We start from the raw sequence: 23,698 nt of genomic DNA on the forward strand, positions 1-23,698 counted from the left end.
TTGGCACCGTAATAGGTGCCAATTTACATAGATAAGAGGCAACAAATGTATATACAATTTAATAATATTAAAAAATCATTCGACGGAAATACTGTACTTGACGTTGAGAATTTGCAAATAGAAAAGGGCGAAATAGTTTCAATTATCGGAAAAAATGGATCCGGTAAAAGCACATTAATTAAGATTTTGTGTGGATTATTGTACCAAGACCAAGGAGAATGCAGAGTTGATAATATATCCAACAAAAACTCTAAAATCAGAGAACACACCAAACTTGTACTTGAAAGTGGTGGAGGATATTACGATTATTTAACAGCCACTGAAAACATCATGTATTTTCTCGGACTAAACCACGTTAATTACAATGAAGATGAAGTGCATAATTTGATGAGCAAACTCGATTTTACAGAATTCAAGGACAAAAAAGTATCAGAATTATCGCAAGGAAATCGTCAAAAACTTTCACTCATAGTGACACTTCTAACCAATCCCGATATAATTTGCTTAGATGAACCTACAAATGGATTGGACATCAATAGCATGAATATTTTGTTGAATTTTCTACACAAAATAGCAGTTGAAGACCAAAAGACAGTCATCTTCACAAGTCATGACCTATCATTTATGAAAAACATCAACTCCAGATTAATTCTAATAAATGAAGGGAAAATTGTACTGGATAAACCATCCAAACAGTTGTTTGATTCAAAAGATTTACGAAAAGACATCATTGAAATAGAAAACACCAACAGAAATCTACTAGATAATTTGAAGAAAACGAAATACGAATTTACCGACAATTCAATTATATTGTCAGTTTACGATGAAGATGAGAAGGAATTTCTACTGAAAAACTGTGACATAATAAGCATGAGAAAAGAATCTTTGACGGCAGAAGATGTGTACTTCAGGGTGATTTCAAATGTTTAATAAATTGTTATTGGAATTTAACAGAGATTTCTCAGAAATCAAAAAATATAAATTCAACGTCATATTTGCAAACATCGCAGTGCTTTTGATGTCACTTTTCATCATAGATGGACTGTTTGTAAAAGAAAAAGAAATCGTGTTTTTGATGATGATATTGTGGTATTATGCGACTTATGCGATTGAATCACCAACGTTTTTGATACAAAACGAAATAACAGACAGAACACTGATATCAATTGTCCAATCAAAAACAGGGATACTATCTGTAGTTTTGTACAGAAATTTAGTGGAATGTTTGATGAATACGATAAAAGTAATAGTGATATTCACACTGATATTTGTATCAGTGGACTTTGATTATTCGAAATTCAACCACATTCCTATAATAATTTTAGTGATGGTTGTGTCTGTATTCATACTTTATCAATTGGGCACTTTCTTATCAAGCTTCACACTATTATATAAAAGACTTGGAAGTTTTGTGGCATTGGCTGAAACATATATGTTGTTTTTCGGAGATATTACCGTAAAAGTCAACAACAAAGCACTTGTACTTATTAATAAAATAATATTCCCATTTAACAACGCTCGTGAAATCTTCACACAATTACAACTGAATAATGTGAGATATGATTTGATAATACAGCTTTTGATTCAGGCTTTGGTATTGTCCGTTTTGGTCAAATTTTCATACGATAAAAACATTCAAAAAAGCATGAAAAGAGGTAATTTGTATGGCATATAAATACGGCGAACTGAGAAAATACATCGATGAAAACAAAAACTATAAAATCGAATATTTCTCAAAGCTAATATCGGATATTATCATGCTTGCGGGCGTTTCATTTATGCTAAAATCAACGGATAATTGGAACAACGAATCGTTCACGTATTTTTTGATATGGTATTTGTTGCAAACAGTGTTATTTGAACTCGTTAAATCCATAGAATTTGAAATCAAAAGCGACGGGCTGATTAATATGATTTCATCTAGAACTAGCATTGTAATGATTTATTTTAAAAGAAGCATCGTTTGGTTAGTAAAAGCGGCGATTTTGTTTTCGATTGTAATATTTTTATCGGGAAATGGATTAAACGGGATAATACAATTCAAGCCTAATTTAATACTAGCGATAATCTTTTCATTAATTCTAATGTATGGCGTGTTCTTCCTATTCATGGCACTTACATTAATTTACGAAAGAGTCGCATCATTTACTGGATTTATCACAACAGCGTTTTTGATATTTGGATACAAACTCACAATAACACAAGAAATCAGAAAAATAATTGTGGGAAATCAAGCAGATATGAAGAAAATTGTGTTGAATTTGATACTTTTATATGCTGTGGCGTATCATTTTATGAAAAAAGCAAGAACGAAATTACAGTATAGGGGATTCTAATGAACGAAAAATTTAAAAAATTTATGGTGGTATGGTTTGGGCAATTTGTGTCGATGCTTGGGTCGGGGATTTCATCATTTGGATTATCGTTGTGGATTTTCATGATGACAAAAAGTGCCACGACTTTTGCGATGACATTTTTAGTTCAAATTTTACCGGGAATTATATTTGCTCCTTTTGCAGGATCAATGGCAGACAGAAAACAACGAAAACATATTATAGTGTTAACCGATTCGCTCGATGCTGTACTTAAAGTTATACTTATGATTTTACTTGCGACGGGAAGTATGAAAGTGTGGATGGTATATCCGTTGACTTTCTTGTCGCAAACTTTGGGTACATTTCAAAATCCTGCATTTAATGCGACGATTCCACTTTTGGTTGAAAAGAAGGATATTCCAAGAGCGAATGGTTTTATGCAACTTATCAGAGCAATTCAAAATATGCTTGCTCCGTTGATTGCAGGTGCGTTATTTCCGTTTATAGGATTGACGGGATTATTTGCGATTGATTTTGTAACTTTCTTCGTGGCTATTTTGACGATTTTACCGCAAAAAATCGAGCAAGAAATCGAAGAAGTCAAGGAATCCAACTTCACTAAGACAATTGTGAGTGATTTGAAAATAGCGTTTGAAGTGTTGAAACAAAAGCAGGGATTTATTCAAATAATAGTCGTGTTTTCAATTTTGAATTTTGTGGCTAATATTGCAATGGTATTGGTTGGTCCGTTGGTAATGAGTAATTATGACACAAAAATTTACGGACTTGTGAATTCTGTGTCGGGAATTGCGATGGTGTTAGGTGGAGTAATTTCTGGTGCAATTCCAAGTGAGAAAAACAAAGTAAGATCGATATTTTTGAGTCTTATAATTTGTTCAATTGGATTGATAGTAATGGGAATAAATTACAGCTGGATTGTAATAGCTGTGGGATTTTTCTTATTTATGATACCGACACCTTATGCGAATGGAACTCTGGGTTCACTGATGCAATTGAAAATAGAGACTAAAATGCTTGGAAGAGTGGGCTCACTGGTAGACTGTCTAATGAAGATTATCACACCTATAGCGATTATTTTGGCGGGATTTTTGGCGGATAATGTGTTCAATCCACTTTTGGTAGAGGGCGGCAAATTATCTGATACTTTTATCGGAAAGATAATTGGAGTTGGAAATGGCAGAGGAATTGGGCTGTTATTTGTAATTTGTGGAACTATTCTACTTATCATTTGCGTGATGATGCTTTTTAATAAAAACATTAACCGACTTGAAGAATTAAACCCAGATGTAATTAATGATTAGTTTAGTGTAATTGGGGTAAAAATACACAGAAACAGTTCAATCTGGAGATTGGAAAGCTGAAAAACACGTTCCAGTTATTCATATCGATAAAAAAGAAGGATTCACAGCAGATGATTTGTCAAGAATTTTCAAAGAAACACTTCAAAAATTCTGGGGAGAAGACGTTGAAATCAACGAAGGATCAGAATTAACATGTATGAGACAACCTCACTACTACATGGGATTGTATCCATACACTTACTCCGCAGGACTTACAATCGGAACACAAGTATCCAAAATGATTGTAGAAGAAAGAAAACCAGCAGCAGACAGATGGCTTAAAGCATTGGCATTAGGCTCCACACAAGATTCTGTCGGAATCGCAAAAGCTGCAGGAGTAGACATCACAACAGATAAACCACTCAAAGACACCATCGAATACATCGGAAAAGTAATCGATGACATCGAAAAATACGACAAATAATATATAATTGGCACCGTTTTGGTGCCAATTTACATAGATAAGAGGCAACAAATGTATATACAATTTAATAATATTAAAAAATCATTCGACGGAAATACTGTACTTGACGTTGAGAATTTACAAATAGAAAAGGCGAAATAGTTTCAATTATAGGAAAAAACGGATTTGGAGGAATTCAAATATTCAAATCAAACATACTACTGTCAATATTTTTATCGTTTGTATTTATGTATGGAATATTCCTGTTATTTATGGACTTAGCATTAATTTATGAAAGAATAAGTACATTTACTGGATTTATTACTACTGCTTTTTTGATATTTGGATATAAACTAACCATTGTACAAGAAGTTAAAAATATAATAGTAGAAGGACCTTTTGACTTGAAAAAAGTGGTATTTAATGCTATATTTGATAGTGTTAGTGATAATGGTTTTTAATATTATTTGTAATCGTGAATAAATTTATTAGTTTAAATGAAATTTTATTTTAAATGTAAATTTAAATTATATAGTGAGGAGAAATTTATATGATGATTGATAAAAGACTTATTAAAATAGTCGAGAAAAGCAAAAAATACGTTACATTAAATGTTTTGAGTCAATGGATATCATTGGTAGCAAATATTGTAATGATGTTTGCAATTACGAAAGTTTTAGGTAAACTTTACGATAAAACTTTAGATAAAAAAGATATTATTTATCTTTCAGTAGTGGTTCTATTTTGTTTGTTAACTAGAATGATTTGTTATTTTCTATCATCGAGAATGAGTTATTTATCTTCAAAAGAGGTTAAGATTACTTTTAGAAAAAAGATTTATAGGAAGTTACTTTCATTGGGAAGTTCTTATCGTGATGATGTTAATACTTCTGAGATAGTTCAGGTAGCGGTAGAGGGGGTTGATCAGTTAGAAACTTATTTTGGTTCGTATTTGCCACAATTTTTTTATTCTATGTTAGCACCTGTAACTCTTTTTTGTGTTTTGGCTCCGATAAATTTCCCTTCTGCGATAATATTGTTACTTTGTGTTCCGCTTATTCCAATTTCTATAGCAGTAGTAATGACTTGGGCTAAGAAGTTATTATCAAAATATTGGGGACAATATACTGCTTTAGGAGATACTTTTTTAGAAAATTTACAAGGATTGACTACTCTGAAAATTTATCAGTCAGATGAATTTAAGCACGAAAAGATGAATGAAGAGTCGGAAAAATTTCGTAAAATTACTATGAAAGTATTGGCTATGCAACTAAATTCCATAACGATAATGGATGTAATTGCTTATGGTGGAGCTGCTATTGGTTCTATCTTAGCTGTGTATAATTTTAAGACTGGAAATATTGATTTGTCGGGTTGTATACTTATTATTTTATTATCAGCAGAATTTTTCTTGCCTATGAGACTTTTAGGTTCGTTTTTTCATATTGCAATGAATGGAATGGCAGCAAGTGGCAAAATTTTTAAACTCTTAGATATTACTGAATCTGAAGATGGCGAGTATGAATTTAAAATGGGAGATATTGAAATCAGAGATGTTAATTTTTCTTATGAGGAAGATAAGGAAGTATTACATAGAGTAAATATGAAGTTGGAACACGGAAAATTCACAGCTATTGTAGGCGAGTCAGGTTGTGGGAAATCGACAACTGCAGCGATTTTAATGAAAAAAAACAAAAATTATTATGGATCTATAAAAATATCTGGAATCGAACTTTCTAAAATTACTGAAAAAAGTATTATGGAAAATATAACGTATATTGGACATAATAGCTATTTATTTAAAGGTACTGTAAGGGAAAATCTTTTAATAGCAAAGCCAAATTCCACAGATGATGAACTTTCAAGCGTTTTAAAAAGAGCTAAATTATTTGATTTTCTTCAAAATGAGAATGGTTTGGATACATTGGTTAGCGAAAAAGGAGGAAATTTATCAGGAGGTCAATGTCAAAGATTGGCATTAGCGAGAGCTTTACTTCATAATACTCCGGTGTATATATTTGACGAAGCTACATCAAATATCGATTTAGAGAGCGAAGAGGCTATTATGAATGAAATTCATAATTTAGCAAAGTATAAGACTGTAATTATGATTTCTCACAGGCTTGTCAATGTCAAAAATTCAGATGTTATTTACGTCATGGATAAAGGTCGTGTAATAGAAAGTGGCAGTCATGAATTATTGTTAGATAAGGGTTGTGTTTATGCTAGTTTGTGGGAAACTCAGCAAGAATTAGAATGTTATAACAAGGAGGAGAACCATGAAACAACGTAATGGATTTATTGTTATGAAAAAATTAATAGGATTGGTGAGACCGCTGACTGGATATATGATTTTGGCAATTATAATGGGATTATTGGGAAACTTATGTGCGACATTTATCACGGTGTTAGGAGGAGTTGCCCTATTAGATGTGCTAGGACAATCTGTGAAATTAACTTATATGACTGCTTTTGTTATGTTGGTGGTATTTGCGTTGATAAGAGGATTTTTAAGATATGCAGAGCAATCTTTTAATCACTACATTGCTTTTAAATTATTGGCTTTGATACGAAGTAAAATATTTTTTGCTTTGAGAAAGCTATGTCCCGCAAAATTAGAGGGAAAAGACAGGGGGAATTTAATTTCTTTAATTACTTCTGATGTAGAACTTTTGGAAGTTTTCTACGCACATACTATATCTCCTATTGCAATAGCAGTTTTATTTTCGGTAGTTATGGTGTTGTTTATAGGAAGTTTTAATCCAATATATGGATTTATTTCTGCAATTGCCTATATAACTGTGGGGATTATTTTACCAATACTAATGAACAGATTAGGTGGTGAAAATGCAGTTAATTTTCGTAATAAATCTGGAGAATTGTCGAGCTTTGTATTGGATAGCATGAGAGGTTTAGATGAAACTATTCAGTATGGAGATGGTGAAAATCGTTTAAATCAAATAGATAAAAAATCACAATTGCTATCTGACATAGAGAAAAATATGAAGAAAAATATGGGAATTAATGCAGCAGTTACAAATGGAGTAATCATTTTATTTGATATTTCCATTTTAATTTGTGCAATTTTATTGTATGAAAAAGGAGTTGTAAATTTTTCGGGAGTATTATTGCCGTTAATCGCGTTGATGAGTTCTTTTGGACCGGTTATATCATTGGCAAATTTGGGAAGCACATTACAAAACACATTGGCAGCAGGAAATAGAGTTTTAGATATTTTAGAGGAGGAACCTCTTGTAAAAGATATTCAAGGAAAATCAGAAATAAAATTTCAAGGAGCTTATGCGAATAACGTTAGCTTTGCATACGAAAATGAAAAAATATTAAAGAACTTTTCAATGGATATACCTAAAAATAAAATTATAGGGATTGTAGGAAGAAGTGGTAGCGGGAAATCAACTATATTAAAATTATTTATGCGATTTTGGGACGTTCAAGAGGGAGAACTAAAGATTTCTGACAAAAAAATCTCTGAAATTAACACAAAAAATCTCAGAAATATGGAAAGTTTTGTAACTCAAGAGACCCACTTATTCCACGATAGTATAAAAAATAATTTAAAAATAGCAAAATTAGATGCAACCGATGAAGAGATAGAAAATGCTTGTAAAAAGGCATCTATTCACGATTTTATTATGACGTTACCTAAAGGATATAATACATCGGTTGGAGAATTAGGAGATACACTTTCAGGAGGAGAACGTCAAAGGTTGGGACTTGCTAGGGCGTTTTTGCACGACGCACCTTTTATGTTACTAGATGAACCTACATCAAATTTAGATAGCCTTAATGAAGCTGTCATTTTAAAATCTCTTTATCAACAACAAGATGGTAAAACGGTAGTATTGGTCTCTCATCGTCTGTCTACAATGAGAATTGTGGATAAAGTATATTCAGTAGAAAATGGTAGAGTGAGTTAATCAAAATGGATATAGACAAAAAAAGAAAAAAAGAAATAAAAATGATAAGCAATATGATTGACTTATATTGTAAGAAGAACCAGAAATCAAAAGAGGACTTGAGTGATTATGAAGAATTAAAAAATTATGCTATTAAAAAGATAAATTCTTGTCCATTTATGGAAACAAAGACATTTTGCTCTAATTGTAATGTTCATTGTTATAAACCGGATATGCGTAAAAAAATCTGTGAAGTTATGAGGTTTTCTGGGCCACGAATGATTTTTTATCATCCTATTATGACTATTCATCATATAATTTTAAGCAAAAAAAGAAAGAAGTAGAGGTGAATATGAAATTAAAAAAGACAATTTTTATAATTTTAGGTTTAATTAGCTTGGGATTAGGGGCAATAGGAGCGATATTGCCGATGTTACCGACAGTTCCTTTTTTAATGTTATCTGCAATTTGTTTTAGTAAAAGTTCTGAAAAATTAGATAGATGGTTCAAAAGAACTAAACTCTACAAAAATAACTTGGAAACATTTGCGAATGGGGAAGGAATGACTTTGAAAGTTAAAATACGTATTATGCTAACGGTAACTATACTAATGGCGATTGGATTTTTCACAATGTTTCGCAAAAAACTATACATACCTTGTATAATATTAGCTTGTGTGTGGTTATTCCATATACTTTATTTTTGCTTCGGAGTTAAAAGATATTCTAAATCATAAGTTTTATACAAATACAATTAATATCACTTTATAAATGCCAAAGCTCCTTGATTAATAAAAAAATATTGGGGTATAAATAATCTGTAAGAAATTTTATAGGGGGTAATATTAATGGCCAAATTAACAGAAACAGTTCAATCTGGAGATTGGAAAGCTGAAAAACACGTTCCAGTTATTCATATTGATAAAAAAGACGACGGATTCAAAGTATGCGCAATAGTTGGTGAAGAAATCGAACACCCAAACACATTCGAACACCACATTGCATGGATTAAAGTATTCTTCCAACCAGAAGGAGAAAAATTCCCAGTAGAAGTAGCTTCTTACCAAGCAGCAGCTCATGGCGAAGGCGAAGTATTCACTAAACCACACGCTCACGCTTATGTAAAATCTACTAAACCAGGTAAAGTATTCGCATTAAGTTATTGCAATATCCACGGTTTATGGGAAAGTGCTGAAGAAGTAAAATAGTTTGATATAATGAGGACTCTTTGTGGAGTCCTTTTTTTCGTGTGGAAAATTAGATACACAAATTTAAAAATGTATTTTAATTCAAAAAGAATTAGCTCTGAAATTATATGAGTCCAACAATACATTATAATAATAAAAAGATATTTGGAGTTTGGTTTGAAAAAATTTTGATTGTAGATTAAAAAAATATTTCCTATTTTAAAGCAAACAGAAACGATTACATACTTATGTGGGATTTGAAAATCATTGTTAAAAATCGTCTCATAATTTATTTATAGATTTTTATTTAACATTATATTTTGAATTTATGAGCAGTGAATACCAATCCATTATATTGAAAAAACACTGATTCTGTGATATAAATATAATAAGACTAAGTATGGCTAAAAATAAAAAGAAAAAATAAAAAAATTAAGGAAGTGGTATTATGCGACATTCAGTCAGAAAAGAAATCAAACGTTTTATTTGTTTTATTATGACGATGATAATGGTGTTGACTTCAATGCCAGTACACTTATTGGCAGCAGGAGTCGATTATAATAATTTGTCGAACAATAAAACTGAGATTGTGAACAACAAATTGCCTGTAGAGGTTGCAAAACCAGAAAAAGGTAAGACGGCAGCGGATTTAATAAAAAATCCTGATCAGGCAAAAATCTACACGCTACGCACGGACTATAAGGTGCCAAAAAATGGTGAAAACAAAATCAACTATCAACCTTATGTCGCAAGCGTAGGAGAAAATGCAACAGAAGCTGAAAAAGCTAAGGTGAACAAGGATATTAATCTTCCTGATTTAAAGGGATATGTAAAGCCACAAAATTCATACAATATTAATTTTCAAGATATTGTAGACAAAGCAAAAAATCCAGTAAAAGATGGATTTAATTTTGTGGGAACGCAAGAATTTGTATATGGTAAAAAGCAAAGTTCTGTAAAAATAGTACACAAATTTCAAAATTTAGAAGATTTTAATAAGTATGAAGAAAATCCAAAGGTTGTGCCGACACAACAAACAGGTTATACAGGTTCTGTATTGGAAGTAAACCCAATTAGAGACAGCAGAATTGACGGGTTTGAACCTGAAGCAGATGTTCTTCCAGTTTTAGTTCCTGAAGATACAAGTCAATTCGAAGTGGAGTTTCGTTACAATCGCAAAACTTATGAAGTAAACTTTAAAACAGACGGAGGATCTTCCATTCCAACAAGGCTTGTGTATTTTGAACAAACTATTCCAACTGTTAAACAACCTACAAGAGTGGGATCAAAATTCATGGGATGGAAACCATCTGTTGATTTAAAGGACGAAAAAGGAAATACATTCAAAGCTAACGAACCAATGAAGGATTCTTCTGGCGATGCCATTATGGATTTTTTGAAGGATAATGTCAAAATGCCAGCAACTGATGTGACATTTACGGCAGTTTGGGATGAGGAAGAAAAGGCTGACTATGTAATTCAATTTTGGACGGAAAAGACGGATTACGACGACAAAGATAATGCCCTACCATTGCGTGATCGATACGATTTTATTGGGTCAAGAAGAATAGATAATGCTGACACAGGTTCTACGCCGGATCTTACCGATTTGGATATCCATGGCATCACCTTCCCAGATTTAAACGACGGACGATTGGAAAAGGCTCAAGATAGCAAAGAAGAATTTGAAAGATATTATTTCTTAAATAAAGATTTGACTAAAAAACAAAATGCTTCAAAGGACAATCCAGACGTACAAAAAACTGTATTGTCCACAGGGGAGACTGTCTACAATGTCTACTACGACCGCAGAGTCTATACCCTCTACTTTACAGCTGCTAATGAACTGGCGTTTGATTTAGTAGGTAGCTTCTGGCCGATTATAACAAGAGATGGAAAAGTCATAGGGGAAGAAGGATCTCCTTATAAAGTAGATGTTCGCTTCAACCAAAGCTTGGATAAAATATGGCCAAAGGATGAGGAAGTTTCAAATCTTCCGCCTGCTAGTAGCGAAAAAGGTGTAGACATCGGGCTAATAGGCTGGATAATTAACAATAACGCGGGTGAACAAATTTTTCGTGACACTCCACCTTATCGTTTAAGCGCAGAAGATTTTATAGATGCTGAAGATGTAATGAGTGAAGAAGACTTTTATGGATATGGTCACGCAGATCAAATACCTATAAAGGATGGAGAAACTAAGAAAAGAGATAAATATGAGATTTCCATTGGATCGACATCCTATGAAAAAGCCGTTGTGCATCACATTGATATTATAAAGGACGATTTCGATGGCAAGGAACAAATCGATTATGACATGTCCTATTGGAAGAGCGACACGTATGCAATTGGAGCTGATGGGTATCCCTTCATTTTGCCACATCTTCAAGGTTTTACCCTTAAAGAAGAGACAAGGGAAGCAAAATGGGTATTAAAAGAACCGGTTGAGCATAGTGAATATAGAACGATTGACGACTTAAATAATGCGAGAAATAAAAAGACACCTTTTAGAAGTGACGACGACAAGATCGAATACATCGATAAATTTCCTTGGGGCACAAAATCCTTTGATGGGAAAAATGCCTACAATTATGCAAACTACACTCGCAACAAGTACAAATTAAAATTAAACAACGACCCGAAGGCAGTAAAAAATGACAATGAATACACATTAAACACAGATATGTTTGAAGTGCCTTATGAATTGCCATTGAAGGATTTGGAATTAGATACAAACCATGCACCTAAAAGACCAGATTGGGTACCTGAAGATTGGACATTTAGGGGTTGGGCACTGGATCCCGCTGGAGAAAATTTGGTAAAAGATGGAAATGAAACGAAGCTTCATTACGACCAAACTTTATTCGCTAAGTGGACAGAACCCGATAAGCCATGGAAGATAACTGTGGACCCTAATCAAGGAACGATTAGAGATATCGAAGCAAAAGAATTGACTAAGAATGAAGTTACTGTCGATAAAGACGGAAAACCTACAGAATATCCTATAAAAGAAAACAATGAAGCTAACAAGCAAGTTTTCACGGTTAATAATTTGCAACAATTAAAAAATCTTCCAAATCCAACACGTAAAGGATATGACTTCTTGGGTTGGGAATGGGTAAGATACAAAGAAGACGGAACAGTTGATGATTCGTACACAAAAACTTACCACGTCCCAGAAAAATATCCATTCGGAAATGATGTCGTAAGCGATGTTTATTTGAAAGCTATTTGGGTTGAAAACAATCGTGTGGATGTAGAAGTCTACCATCACTTCATTGACAAAGATGGCAACGAAATCAAAGACGCCTATAACCCTAAGGAACAAATATTACGCGATACTAGAGCTAACCAATACGTATCGGCCAGTGCGATTTATCAGGATGAAGATTGGACATTAATGCCTCATGAAGAACTTGAAAAAATACCAAATGAAGACATTAAAAAACAATACGCAGAATACAACACCAGAGTACAGTTCAACAATACAGATATGCAAATTATCAGAGTTGAATCAGAAAAAATTCTTCAAGATGGCAAGTCTGTGGATAATCCAAAAGCAAAGAACAATGTATTCCACTTCTACTACAGACATTTCAGAACTCGTGATTACAAAGTAAATTATGTCGATGAAAGAGGAAAAGCTGAGATAGAAGCAGAGAAAGATCCTGCAAAGAAGAAAGAATTAATCGAAAAATACAGCGTTATTGCCCAAGAACAAGTTCAAAGCAAAAACCGTCACTACGACGCAAGAAACTACAGACCAATTCCAGGCTGGGTTTTGGCGAGTGAACCACAACAACAACTTTTCTACGATGTAGACGAAACTACAGGAGAATTCAAAGGAATAAATGGAACAGGCTCCGATGAGATAACATTCTACTACAAAGACGTCAGAGTAATCGAAGTTCCTGGAAATGAAGAACCTCCAGAAGGTTATGTCAGAGTAACATTCAAAGCTGATGAAGGTGGATCCTTTGGTAAAGATGAAAAAGGTAACGACATAAAAGTTATTCACTACGATGTAATCAAAGGAATTAAATCAGATTTACTTCAAGTACCAGGAAATCCTACAGAAGATGGCAAAAAAGAAGCTGGCAAGTACTATATCACACCAGATACTGGCAAGATATTTACAAAATGGGACGAAAAACCATTACTAAACGAAAATACAAATATCGATATAGAAACAAAAGATTACTACGTATTTACAGCTAAGTTTGAATGGTTTGGACTATCGGCGAACGAATTAATAACGACAGAAGCATTTAAAGATCCAAATGGAAAATGGACGAATGACTTTGCTCCAACAATTGAAAAATTGAAACAACAACTTGTTTGGAGAGAAAAAGACGTAGTAAAACCACTTCCAAATGGAACTACAATAAAACTTGTCGATGAAGCAGGAAACGAACTAAAGACAGACGAAGACGTATTTAAACTTGTAAACGAACAAAACAAACAAGACAAAGACGAACTTATTCACACAGTAAGAATCAAGGCACAAGTCACTTTTACAGATGGTAAAAAACCTCAAGAACTTGAAATCCCAGTGACAGTTTACAAAAATGTTTACGAAGGACTAACAACAGGAAATAAACCAAAATTCTTGTCAGATGCTGAAAGATTTGATTTGAAAGATGTAACTGGAAATTACGTAAAAGTAACCGTTGCACCAACTGGAGACTTAAAAGCAAAGGACAATAAAGTTTACTACGTTAATCCAAAAGCTTGGGTAGAAATTCCTGAGATAAAATTAACAGATGAAGAAAAAGCAAATTTAGGATTCACAAATTGGTCAGCAGACAAAAAAGCTCAAAATGAAGACCAAAAAGAAAATGGTGTATATGATTTCAATAAACGTCACAAGTTTACTGAAGACACAGTCATTTCTCCAGGATTTTCTAAGGACGTTATTCCACAAACAGGAACAGACAAGCCGAAAGTTCCAGATAATTTTGTCAAAGTAATTGTCAAAACAACTGACAAAGCTATAACTGAATTTACAAAAACATTCTGGGTTAACCCAACTAAGGAAGTTACAATTCCGGTCACAAGTCCGACAGGTAAGGAAAAACAAAAAGTTAATATCGAAGGACTTGGAGAAAAAGAAGTTAACTATGTATTTAAAGAATGGCAAAAAGTACAAACTGGAGAAGCCGATGACAAATTAACGGAAGTAAAACCAGCAGAAAAAATCGACCTAGCAAATAATAAATACACTGACAAGGTAACCGTAATAGAAGCTGATTACAAAAAATCTATTCAAGCAGAAACAATAGATAACCCATTAAAGACTTCTAAGTTAGATACACCACAAGGCAAAAAAATTACTGACAAAGATTTAATTGAAAAGATAAAACCACAAGATGGAAAAGAAATTGAATCAATAACAGTAGTTGAAAAACCAGACCCTTCAAAACCAGGTAAGCAAGAAGCAAAAGTAATTGTGAAATACAAAGACGGCTCAACACAAGGAACAAATGATGACCCTGTTGTTATTCCAGTAGAAGTTCATAAAAACATAATTCCAGAAGTTGTTCCTGGACAAAAACCAGAAGGAGCTATGGACAATTATGTAAAAGTAATCTTCAAAGCAGGAACAGGTGGAACAGTATCAGGCGACTTAGTTTACTACGTATCACCAGAAGTTGAAGTCGATATGACAGAATCAGCTGGTAAAGTTACGAAAACACCAGATGTTGGATACACAGAAAATGGTGGAACATGGTCACCAGAAATAAAATCTGAAAAGATTAAAGCTGAAAAAACTTATGAATTTAACTTTGTTAAATCTAAGGACATTGTAGAAAAAACTAATGACCCTAACCAAGTAATACCAGAAGGATATGTTAAGGTAACATTCAAGACAGAAGACGAAAACAAAGGTAAACTTGAAGGCGATGTTAAAGAAAAAATCTACTATGTAAATCCAAAGGCAGGCATCAAACTTGTTGAGTTGACAGATGGACAAACTGCAAAAGAAAAACAACTAGCAGTTCCAAAAACAATACCAGAAACTAACTACGAATTTGATAAGTGGTACGAAGAAATTGACCAATCAACTCCGATTACTAACGAAAGAATTCACGTAGCTAAGTTCAAACTAGCCAAGGTAACATTGACTTATGATGCTGGTGGAGCGACGGGTGATGTTCCAGCAAAAGTTGAAGTTGACAATGGAACAACAATAAGATTAGCAAGAGCAGATAATCTATCAAAAGAAAACGCAGAATTTGCAGGTTGGAAACTTGATGGCGAAGATAAAATCTACCAACCAGGAGATTCGATTATACTTGAAAGAGCAAGAACGGCAACTGCTCAATGGACATCAATTCCAGAAGCTGAAAATATAATTCCTTACGATCCAGAAGAACCAATCACAAGACCTGAAGGATATGTAAGAGTAACATTCGAAGCAGATGAAGGTCTAACTTTACAAAAAGTAAAATACTACTATGTAAAGAAAAATGCAGGTGTGACTTTAGAAAAACTTGCAAAACCAAACGTTGAAGCAAAAATTGGATTTGAATTCAAGAATTGGGACAAAGACGATTCACTTGAAATAAAAGACAAAGACGTTGTTGTAAAAGCACAATCAACTCCAATTGCAGATGTTATTGAAGAAAAACCAGGTGTAGAAAAACCAGACGGATATGTAGAAGTTAAGTTTGTAGCAGGAGAAAATGGAACTGCCGCAGAAACAACATACTACGTAAATCCTAACAAGTATGTAACATTGACGCCACCAACAACAAAACCTAACACGGGATTTGAATTTGGAGGATGGAGTCAAAATGCAGAAATTCCTACTCAATACACTGAAGAACTTACAACAATAACTGCAAACTTTAACCCAATTGAGTCGGTAATTCCAAAAACTGAAGACGATCAACAAAAGCCTGACGGATATGTGACTGTTAACTTCGTAATAAAAGGCGAAGGCGGACAAATAGTAGATGGAGAAACTATCACATACTTTGTAAATCCAAATGAAGAAGTAACAATTCCTCAACCAAATACAAAAGCTGAAATAGGCTACGAATTTGAAGCTTGGGATATTGATACAACGACAAAGGCTAAGTATGAAACTGATACAGAAATTACAGGAAACTTCAGAAAGTTAGAGGATATTATTCCTTCAACTGATAAAGATGGTAATCCAAACGCACAACCTGAAGGATATGTAACAGTAACATTTGACAAGGGAGCTAACGGTAACTTAACTGGACAAACTTCATATTATGTAAATCCAAATGCTAACAAGACATTAGAAGATTTACAAAAACCAACAGTAAAACCAGAAACTGGATTCAAGTTTAAAGCTTGGGATACAAAAGATGACTTTGCAATAAAAGCAGATAAAACAGTTACTGCACAATATGACAAGTTAGCTGATGTAATTCCAAAGACAAAAGACGACGATTCAGAAAAACCAGCTGGATATATTAAGGTGACATTCGACACAACAGAAAAAGGAAAGATAAAAGATTCAACTACAACAACAAAAGTTGTGTTTGTCAATCCAAATGTTGCAGTCGTATTGAAAGGATTTGCTCCAGAAGTTGTGGCAAATAAAGGATATGAGTTTGAAAGATGGGATACTTCGATTGAAAAAGCTATCCAATATAATGATGGCGATACAATCAAGGCTATCTACAAGGATGATAAAACTTCAGGAACAACTCCAGGAGAAGATCCAGACAAACCAGATGACAAACCAAATCCAGACAAACCAGATGATAAGCCAGATGATAAACCTGACGATAAACCAGGAACAGTTCCTGAAAATCCAGGAGCAATTCCAGGAACAACTCCAGGAGAAATTGAAAAACATGATAACAGATACGTTGAACGTGTTGCTGGTAAGGACAGAGTTCACACAGCGATCAACACTTCTAAGAGATTCTTCAACAAGTCAAAATATGTAATCATTGCCGATTCAGGAAATTATCCTGACGCGTTGACTGCAACTGTTTTGGCTCACGTATTGGATGCTCCAATATTGTTGAATAACACAAGATATCTTGAAGATGACGTTGCAAGAGAAATTGTAAGATTGGGAGCTAGTGAAGTTATTATCGTTGGTGGTCACAAATCCATTTCTGAAAATGTTAAATCACAATTAGCCAAATACGATCAAAACAGCGTTCAAAGAATTTGGGGTCGTGACAGATATGTAACTTCATCTGAATTAGCTTACGAAATCCAAAGATTAACTGGCAAGGTTAATAAAGCCATCATTGCATCTGGAGAAGATTTCCCTGACGCATTGGCAACAGCACCTCTTGGTTCAAAAGAAATCGCACCAATTCTATTGGTTACAAGAAATCAAATGGACAAGAAGGTAGGAAAAGCTCTTAAAGATTTGAACATTAAGAGAGTTTACGTTGCAGGTGGACAAAATTCAGTATCCAAGAAATTGGAAGCTCAATTGCCACAAGTAATCAGAAGATTTAGCGGACAAGACAGATATGAAACTGCAATTTTAGTTGCAAGTTACACATATCCAGAATCTAAGGAAGTATTTGTGGCATCGGGTGAAACTTTCCCTGACGCATTGGTAATCGGACCTGTATGTGCAAGAAGAAAAGCACCAATACTTTTATCAAAATCAACACCAGTAAAAGTAACTGATGATTATATCGAAAAATCTAAGATAGAATATCTATATATAATCGGTGGTACGAATACAATTTATGCTGAAACAGCACACAAATACGCCATAGAAGATTAAAAAAATATTTTTAGCCGGACACTTAGTGTCCGGTTTTTTATTTGGTAAAATTAGATACACACAAATTCATATTACAAACACATCTTGTGTTATAATACTTGTAAAATATCAAACAAAGGTGATTAAATGATTGACGGATTTTACGATAGATATATGTACACTCCGATGCCCGAAATGCACAATGAAATGATTCCCGTAACGGTGGGTTGTTCCTACGGCAAATGTATTTATTGTGATTTGAATGTAGGGAAAAAATTCAAGGTTTTTGACATTGAAGATGTGAAGAAATATATACGAGATAGAAAAGATTTTTACGAAGACAAGAGGTTTACTCCGAAAAAGTTCACGCTTTTGGAGGGTAACGCCTTGTGTTTGAAGAATGATTATTTGGCGGAGATTTTGAAAGAAATCAAAAAGAATTTCCCAAATATGAAATACGTGTCGTGTTTTTCTAGAAGTGATGATATTCTAAGAAAAACTGATGAAGAATTGATGGAGCTTAAAAATCTGGGGCTTGATCGTATTTGTATTGGGATTGAGTCGGGAAGTGATTGGGTGCTTTCTTACCATAAAAAAGGTGTCACATCACAAGAACAATTGACGGCACTTCACAGGCTCGATAATTTGGGAATAAAATATTCTGTCTACATTATGCTTGGTCTTGGCGGAGAGGATCATTCACATGAACATATAATGAAGACTGCAGAGTTTTTGAACAAGGTGAATCCGTTTGAAATTGTGGTTGTGAATTTGGTTTTGTTCAAGAATGCAAAGCTTGTAGAAAACGTGAGAAATCACGATTTCAAAAGAGTGTCCATCAGACAGCAAATCCAAGAGGAGATAATGCTTGTAAAAAATTTGAATATAAGATGCGTCTACAATGGAACTCACAAGACGAAGGCAGTGGCTGTGACATCTGTAATTCCAGACAAGAAGGATGAAATTATCGCTGTTTTAAAGCAAAGACTAGAAGATGACGACAAGGAAATGAACAAAAAAGAACGTAAAAAATGGAATAGATGGGATGAGGGTTAATGGATATTGAAAAAATCAAAGAACAAACTGGAATAAATAAGGTGATTTTTAAAAGGGAAGTTACATCGACAAACGACGAAATTCTGAATCAAAAGGATAACGATACGCTGATGATTGCATTTTCACAATCGAATGGCAAGGGACGCTACGGAAGGAAATTTTTTTCGCCTGAAAATGGATTGTATTTTTCGTATTTGTTGAATGAAGAAATGACATTCCAACAATCGCAATTCATCACACCAATTATGGGAATTGCCGTAAGCTATGCAATTGACGAAATTTTCGGCGTGAATACGTCGATTAAATGGGTCAATGATATTCTACTTGACGGTAAGAAAATCTGCGGCATACTCACAGAATGTAAAGTTGAGAAAAATGTCTGCCTTGATATCGTCGTTGGTGTCGGAATCAACGTCTACCAAACGGATTTTCCAGAAGATATCAAAGATACGGCTGGATTTATTGAAGAGAAAGATGATACAGATAAAAGAGAAGATTTGGTAATAAAAATAATGCAGAATTTCCTAGAATTTTGGAGCGAGGATAGGGATAGTTTGGTTGAAAAATATCGAAAGAAAGCTACGTTTATTGGCAATGAAATCAAAGTACACAAAAACGGAGATTATATTCCAGCTACTGCAATGAATATCAATGACGATTTTAGCTTGAATGTAAAATACAACGACGGAACAATTGAAGATTTAAATATAGGGGAGATTTTTTTGTAAAATCTCTTTTTTTTATTGACAAAAATACAATAAGGTGATATTATCAAATTAACAAATGAACAAGTATTCATATGTTCATATAAAGGATGTGATAGATATAGATAAATTCAACGATGAAAAATGTGAAGTAACTCTAATTCACGAGGATAATGTGAAAAAAGCTATCAATGAGCTTCCAGCTGACGAATTGATCGCCGATTTGTCCGATATGTTCAAAATTTTCGGAGATCAAACGAGAGTGAAGATTTTGATGGCGTTGGAAAGTGGAGAGTTGTGCGTGTGCGACATTGCAGCTGTGATGAATATGAGTCAGTCTGCTATCAGTCACCAATTGAGAGTGTTGAAGCAAAGCAATATTGTGAAGACTCGACGTGAAGGAAAAGTTGTGTACTATTCCATTTCGGACGATCATGTGAAGGAAATCTTCGACATTGCGATGGTACACGTGCAAGAATAACGACAATAATTTAAAAAAATAAAAAAACAAAAAGGAGTAAGTTATGAAAAGAAGATATACATTGGAAAATTTGGGATGCGCAAATTGTGCAGCAAAAATGGAAGACGAAATCAAGGAATTGGACGGAGTAAATTCTGTCACTGTGAATTTTATCACTACAAAAATGGTGTTGGATGTAGAAGATGACAAGTTTGATTCTGTGTTGGATCAAGCCAAAGACATCATTAAATCGATTGAGCCTTACGTTGAAGTGAAATAATGAACAAGGAAATTAAATTAACGATAGTTTCGGCTATTCTTTTTGCAATTGGATTTTTCATCGAACAACCTTACGTTAAGCTTGCGGTGTTCGTTGTGAGTTATCTGATTGTGGGAATTCCAGTGATAAAAGTTGCGTTTTTAAATTTGAAAAACGGTCAGTTATTTGACGAACATTTTCTGATGATGATTGCAACTGTGGGTGCATTTTTCATTGGAGAATACGCAGAAGCTGTCGCTGTTATGCTTTTTTATCAAATCGGGGAGATTTTTCAAGATAAGGCTGTTGGGAAATCTCGTGATTCTATCAAGGAATTGATGGATATTGCACCGACCTTTGCGAATTTGAAAACGGAAGATGGCTACGACAAGGTGGATCCTTACGATGTGAGTGTGGGAGATATTATTGTGATTAAACCTGGCGAGAAAGTTCCTTTGGACTGCGTGGTTACCGAAGGAAGCTCCATGGTTGACACGAAGGCGTTGACTGGAGAAAGTGTTCCAATCACAGTCTCAAAAGGCGAAGAACTTTTGTCGGGTTACATCGTGACGGACAAGGTTTTGAATGCGAAAGTTACGAAGGATTTTGAAAACTCTGCAGTGACGAAGATTTTGGATTTGGTGGAAAATGCATCCAGCCAAAAAAGTCAACAAGAAAAATTCATCACGAAATTTGCAAGAGTATACACTCCTGTTGTAGTATTGGTCGCAGCAGCACTTGCTATATTGATGCCGTTGATTTTGAAACAACCTTTCCAAGTGTGGTTGTATCGTGCGTTGACATTCCTTGTAATTTCGTGTCCTTGTGCACTTGTAATCAGCATTCCGTTGAGCTTTTTCTCAGGAATTGGCGCGAGCAGCAAGGCTGGGATTTTGGTCAAAGGAAGTAACTACATCGAAAAGTTAGCAGAAACTAACACCGTTGTGATGGATAAAACCGGAACATTGACACAAGGTGTGTTCAAAGTTGTAGAAGCAAAATCATTTGATATTTCAGATGAAGAAATGCTCCAATACGTTGCGAGCGCTGAGAAATCCTCTAACCATCCGATTGCACAATCGATTATTGATTATTACGGGGACAAAGAATATTTGAACTTGGACTCTGCAGAAAACATCGCAGGCCAAGGAATAAAAGCCGTGATAAATGGCAAACAAATCCTAGCGGGAAATGCTAAGCTTTTAAAAGATGTTGAATTTGAACCGATTGACACTACAGACACTGTTGTATACGTTGCGATAGATGCGAAATTTGCAGGCTACATCAGAATCGCCGACGAAATCAAACAAGACAGCGCTCAAGCAATTGTTGATATGAAAAATGTCGGCATCGAAAAAACTTACATGCTAACTGGTGATGGCGAATCTGTAGCCAAATCAGTCGCAGAAAATCTTAAAATTGACGAATACAAATCCAAGCTACTTCCACAAGATAAGGTTGAATTTGTAAAAAAATTGATAAAAGAAGGAAGGAAAGTTGCATTCGTAGGTGACGGAATCAACGATGCACCGGTGCTTGCTTTAAGCGATGTCGGAATTTCCATGGGACAAATCGGAAGCGATGCGGCAATCGAAGCGAGCGATGTCGTAATTATGACTGATGAGCCAACGAAAATCGCCCAAGCAATCAAAATTTCCAAGAAAACACTCAAAATCGCGAAACAAAACGCGTATTTTGCAATCGGTGTGAAAATAATCGTGCTAATATTATCGGCGCTTGGACTTACAAATATGTGGGCTGCAATCTTTGCAGACGTCGGAGTTACAGTGCTTGCTATTTTGAATTCATTCAGAGCGATGAGGGTTAGTTGAGTAAAACACAAAACTAATTTATACTAATCGTAAAGGAGATGATAAAATGGAAATAGTAGGCTATGTATTTTTGGGAATATTTGCAATAGCACTCATTTATGGAATTTATTCAATATCTAAAATATTGGCAATCGCCAAGGTTAGAAAAAATGTGAACTCAGAAAAAGTGTGGCAAACTATATCTCAAAACAATCGCCAACCAGTAGCGTTGGATAGAATCTTGATGAGGAAAAACAACAGAAAATTTACTAAAAAAGAACTAGAAATGATATTAAAAAGAATATCTACTTGTAGAAAATGCATCCTTGTAGGATTATTAGCGTTGATACTTGCAATTGTGTTTATAGCGATAGGGTAATGACAACGTAATGAAATTACACGAATAAATGTTGATGTTTTATCGTAAATGGATTAGAATATATTTATAAGGAGGTCTATTATGTCAACTGTTAATTTAAATATTAGAACTGATAAAGAAATTAAAGAAAAAGCAGAAAATATTTTTCAAGAGTTGGGGCTTAATATGACAACGGCAATAAATATGTTTTTGAGAACATCAATAAGGGAAAATGGAATCCCATTCGATTTGAAAATCGATGCGGTAAACGATGAAACAAAACTTGCGATTGAAGAAGGAAGAAAAATCGCAGACGACAAAACAATAAAAGGATACGTAAGTATCGAAGAATTGAGAAAAGCTCTTGAAATATGAAATACGAAATTAAGTTCACTAGTAAATTCAAAAAAGATGTAAAAATTGCAAAAAAACAGAATAAAAATATCGAAAAACTATTTGAAGTGATAGAACTTTTAGCTGATGGACAAACTTTGGATACAAAATACAGAGATCACAGTCTTATTGGCAATTACAAGAATACTAGGGAATGTCACATAGAACCAGACTGGATTTTGATTTATGAAATAAGAAATGATATTCTTGTATTAATCTTAAACAGAGTCGGATCGCATTCAGAACTTTTCAGATAAAAATAGCGTCAGAGTAATCTGACGCATTTTTTAATTTAATCTATGTAAGTTATTTTATAGCTCATTATTTGTCCAACTCTTCAAAAAGAGAATCAATATTGTCAAAAACAGGTTGGTCGCCATTTTCAATCGAAACTTTTAGTTCTTTAACGGATTTTTTTAAATTTTCAATCACACGTTCTGAATATACAGCCACAGGGACGAAAATAATCTTGCCATCTTCTTCAATAACTTCGAATTGATCTCCTTGGTTCAAATCAAGAGAATTCACAATATCTTTTGGGATTGTCACTTGCGACTTTGCTTTAAGTTCAACTAACATATTATCACCTCTCAAGTTAGAATTTCCTACTTTCTAACTTAACTGTAATATCTTTTATTTAAACTGTCAATAAAAACAGCGTCAGAGTGATGTGTACCCATAAAACTGGACACAATATTTAATTAATTAGTTGTAGTGGATGCTAACCTATACTTTGTAGGTGGCATCCATTTTGTTTTC

At 34.0% G+C, this 23,698-nt stretch carries 21 protein-coding genes; 20 read left to right on the top strand and 1 reads right to left on the bottom strand.

The window, feature by feature from the left end:
• Positions 1–45: 45 nt before the first annotated feature.
• The 20 genes from GKG01_RS05615 to GKG01_RS05710 all read left to right on the top strand — a co-directional run bounded on the left by GKG01_RS05615 (position 46) and on the right by GKG01_RS05710 (position 23,196).
• Positions 46–930, top strand: coding sequence for an ABC transporter ATP-binding protein (locus GKG01_RS05615; protein WP_154271770.1), 885 nt, complete (start codon positions 46–48; stop codon positions 928–930).
• Complete coding sequence (locus tag GKG01_RS05620; protein ID WP_154271771.1) at positions 923–1,675, top strand: antibiotic ABC transporter permease; 753 nt, start codon at positions 923–925, stop codon at positions 1,673–1,675. The genes GKG01_RS05615 and GKG01_RS05620 overlap by 8 nt, the downstream gene beginning before the upstream one ends.
• Entirely contained in the window at positions 1,665–2,336 is a 672-nt protein-coding gene (locus GKG01_RS05625; RefSeq protein ID WP_154271772.1) for an antibiotic ABC transporter permease, read from the top strand. The genes GKG01_RS05620 and GKG01_RS05625 overlap by 11 nt, the downstream gene beginning before the upstream one ends.
• Positions 2,336–3,637: an MFS transporter gene (locus GKG01_RS05630; RefSeq protein ID WP_154271773.1), complete on the top strand. Its 1,302-nt coding sequence runs from the start codon at positions 2,336–2,338 to the stop codon at positions 3,635–3,637. Before GKG01_RS05625 ends, GKG01_RS05630 begins: the two co-directional genes overlap by 1 nt.
• Before the next feature lie 115 nt (positions 3,638–3,752).
• Positions 3,753–4,100: a hypothetical protein gene (locus GKG01_RS05635; protein ID WP_241684748.1), complete on the top strand. Its 348-nt coding sequence runs from the start codon at positions 3,753–3,755 to the stop codon at positions 4,098–4,100.
• A 251-nt stretch (positions 4,101–4,351) separates the two neighbouring features.
• A complete protein-coding gene (locus tag GKG01_RS09025; RefSeq protein WP_172975095.1) occupies positions 4,352–4,540 on the top strand; it encodes a hypothetical protein in 189 nt (62 codons plus the stop codon).
• An 89-nt stretch (positions 4,541–4,629) separates the two neighbouring features.
• Positions 4,630–6,372, top strand: a complete 1,743-nt coding sequence (locus GKG01_RS05645; RefSeq protein ID WP_172975100.1) for an ABC transporter ATP-binding protein/permease — start codon at positions 4,630–4,632, stop codon at positions 6,370–6,372.
• Entirely contained in the window at positions 6,359–8,017 is a 1,659-nt protein-coding gene (cydC, locus tag GKG01_RS05650) for a thiol reductant ABC exporter subunit CydC (protein ID WP_094205013.1), read from the top strand. The genes GKG01_RS05645 and cydC overlap by 14 nt, the downstream gene beginning before the upstream one ends.
• 5 nt (positions 8,018–8,022) lie before the next feature.
• On the top strand, positions 8,023–8,340 hold the full coding sequence (locus tag GKG01_RS05655; RefSeq protein ID WP_154255034.1) for a nitrous oxide-stimulated promoter family protein: 318 nt from the start codon (positions 8,023–8,025) through the stop codon (positions 8,338–8,340).
• A gap of 8 nt (positions 8,341–8,348) precedes the next feature.
• The gene (locus tag GKG01_RS05660) at positions 8,349–8,732 is read left to right on the top strand and encodes a YbaN family protein (RefSeq protein ID WP_154271774.1); all 384 of its coding nucleotides are present in this window, start codon (positions 8,349–8,351) and stop codon (positions 8,730–8,732) included.
• Between the two features lie 111 nt (positions 8,733–8,843).
• Positions 8,844–9,203 (top strand): desulfoferrodoxin family protein, encoded by a 360-nt coding sequence (locus GKG01_RS05665; protein ID WP_002835885.1) that lies wholly within the window; start codon positions 8,844–8,846, stop codon positions 9,201–9,203.
• Between the two features lie 427 nt (positions 9,204–9,630).
• Positions 9,631–17,919, top strand: coding sequence for a cell wall-binding repeat-containing protein (locus GKG01_RS05670; protein WP_154271775.1), 8,289 nt, complete (start codon positions 9,631–9,633; stop codon positions 17,917–17,919).
• Positions 17,920–18,045: 126 nt separating this feature from the next.
• The gene (locus GKG01_RS05675; RefSeq protein WP_154271776.1) at positions 18,046–18,954 is read left to right on the top strand and encodes a radical SAM protein; all 909 of its coding nucleotides are present in this window, start codon (positions 18,046–18,048) and stop codon (positions 18,952–18,954) included.
• Complete coding sequence (locus GKG01_RS05680) at positions 18,954–19,682, top strand: biotin--[acetyl-CoA-carboxylase] ligase (RefSeq protein WP_154271777.1); 729 nt, start codon at positions 18,954–18,956, stop codon at positions 19,680–19,682. Before GKG01_RS05675 ends, GKG01_RS05680 begins: the two co-directional genes overlap by 1 nt.
• A gap of 55 nt (positions 19,683–19,737) precedes the next feature.
• Positions 19,738–20,139, top strand: coding sequence for a metalloregulator ArsR/SmtB family transcription factor (locus GKG01_RS05685; RefSeq protein ID WP_154271778.1), 402 nt, complete (start codon positions 19,738–19,740; stop codon positions 20,137–20,139).
• A gap of 43 nt (positions 20,140–20,182) precedes the next feature.
• Positions 20,183–20,398 (top strand): heavy-metal-associated domain-containing protein, encoded by a 216-nt coding sequence (locus GKG01_RS05690; protein ID WP_154271779.1) that lies wholly within the window; start codon positions 20,183–20,185, stop codon positions 20,396–20,398.
• Positions 20,398–22,209, top strand: coding sequence for a heavy metal translocating P-type ATPase (locus tag GKG01_RS05695; RefSeq protein WP_154271780.1), 1,812 nt, complete (start codon positions 20,398–20,400; stop codon positions 22,207–22,209). The genes GKG01_RS05690 and GKG01_RS05695 overlap by 1 nt, the downstream gene beginning before the upstream one ends.
• Before the next feature lie 46 nt (positions 22,210–22,255).
• Entirely contained in the window at positions 22,256–22,567 is a 312-nt protein-coding gene (locus tag GKG01_RS05700; RefSeq protein ID WP_154271781.1) for a hypothetical protein, read from the top strand.
• A gap of 81 nt (positions 22,568–22,648) precedes the next feature.
• Positions 22,649–22,921, top strand: coding sequence for a type II toxin-antitoxin system RelB/DinJ family antitoxin (locus GKG01_RS05705; RefSeq protein ID WP_094224115.1), 273 nt, complete (start codon positions 22,649–22,651; stop codon positions 22,919–22,921).
• Positions 22,918–23,196, top strand: a complete 279-nt coding sequence (locus GKG01_RS05710; RefSeq protein ID WP_002835876.1) for a type II toxin-antitoxin system mRNA interferase toxin, RelE/StbE family — start codon at positions 22,918–22,920, stop codon at positions 23,194–23,196. Before GKG01_RS05705 ends, GKG01_RS05710 begins: the two co-directional genes overlap by 4 nt.
• A gap of 64 nt (positions 23,197–23,260) precedes the next feature.
• Here the strand turns inward: GKG01_RS05710 and GKG01_RS05715 are convergent, their stop codons facing one another.
• Positions 23,261–23,518, bottom strand: coding sequence for an AbrB/MazE/SpoVT family DNA-binding domain-containing protein (locus tag GKG01_RS05715; RefSeq protein WP_154271782.1), 258 nt, complete (start codon positions 23,516–23,518; stop codon positions 23,261–23,263).
• Positions 23,519–23,698: the final 180 nt, after the last annotated feature.

This window comes from Finegoldia sp. BIOML-A4 (assembly GCF_009679635.1).
Classification (GTDB): Bacteria; Bacillota; Clostridia; order Tissierellales; family Peptoniphilaceae; genus Finegoldia; species Finegoldia magna.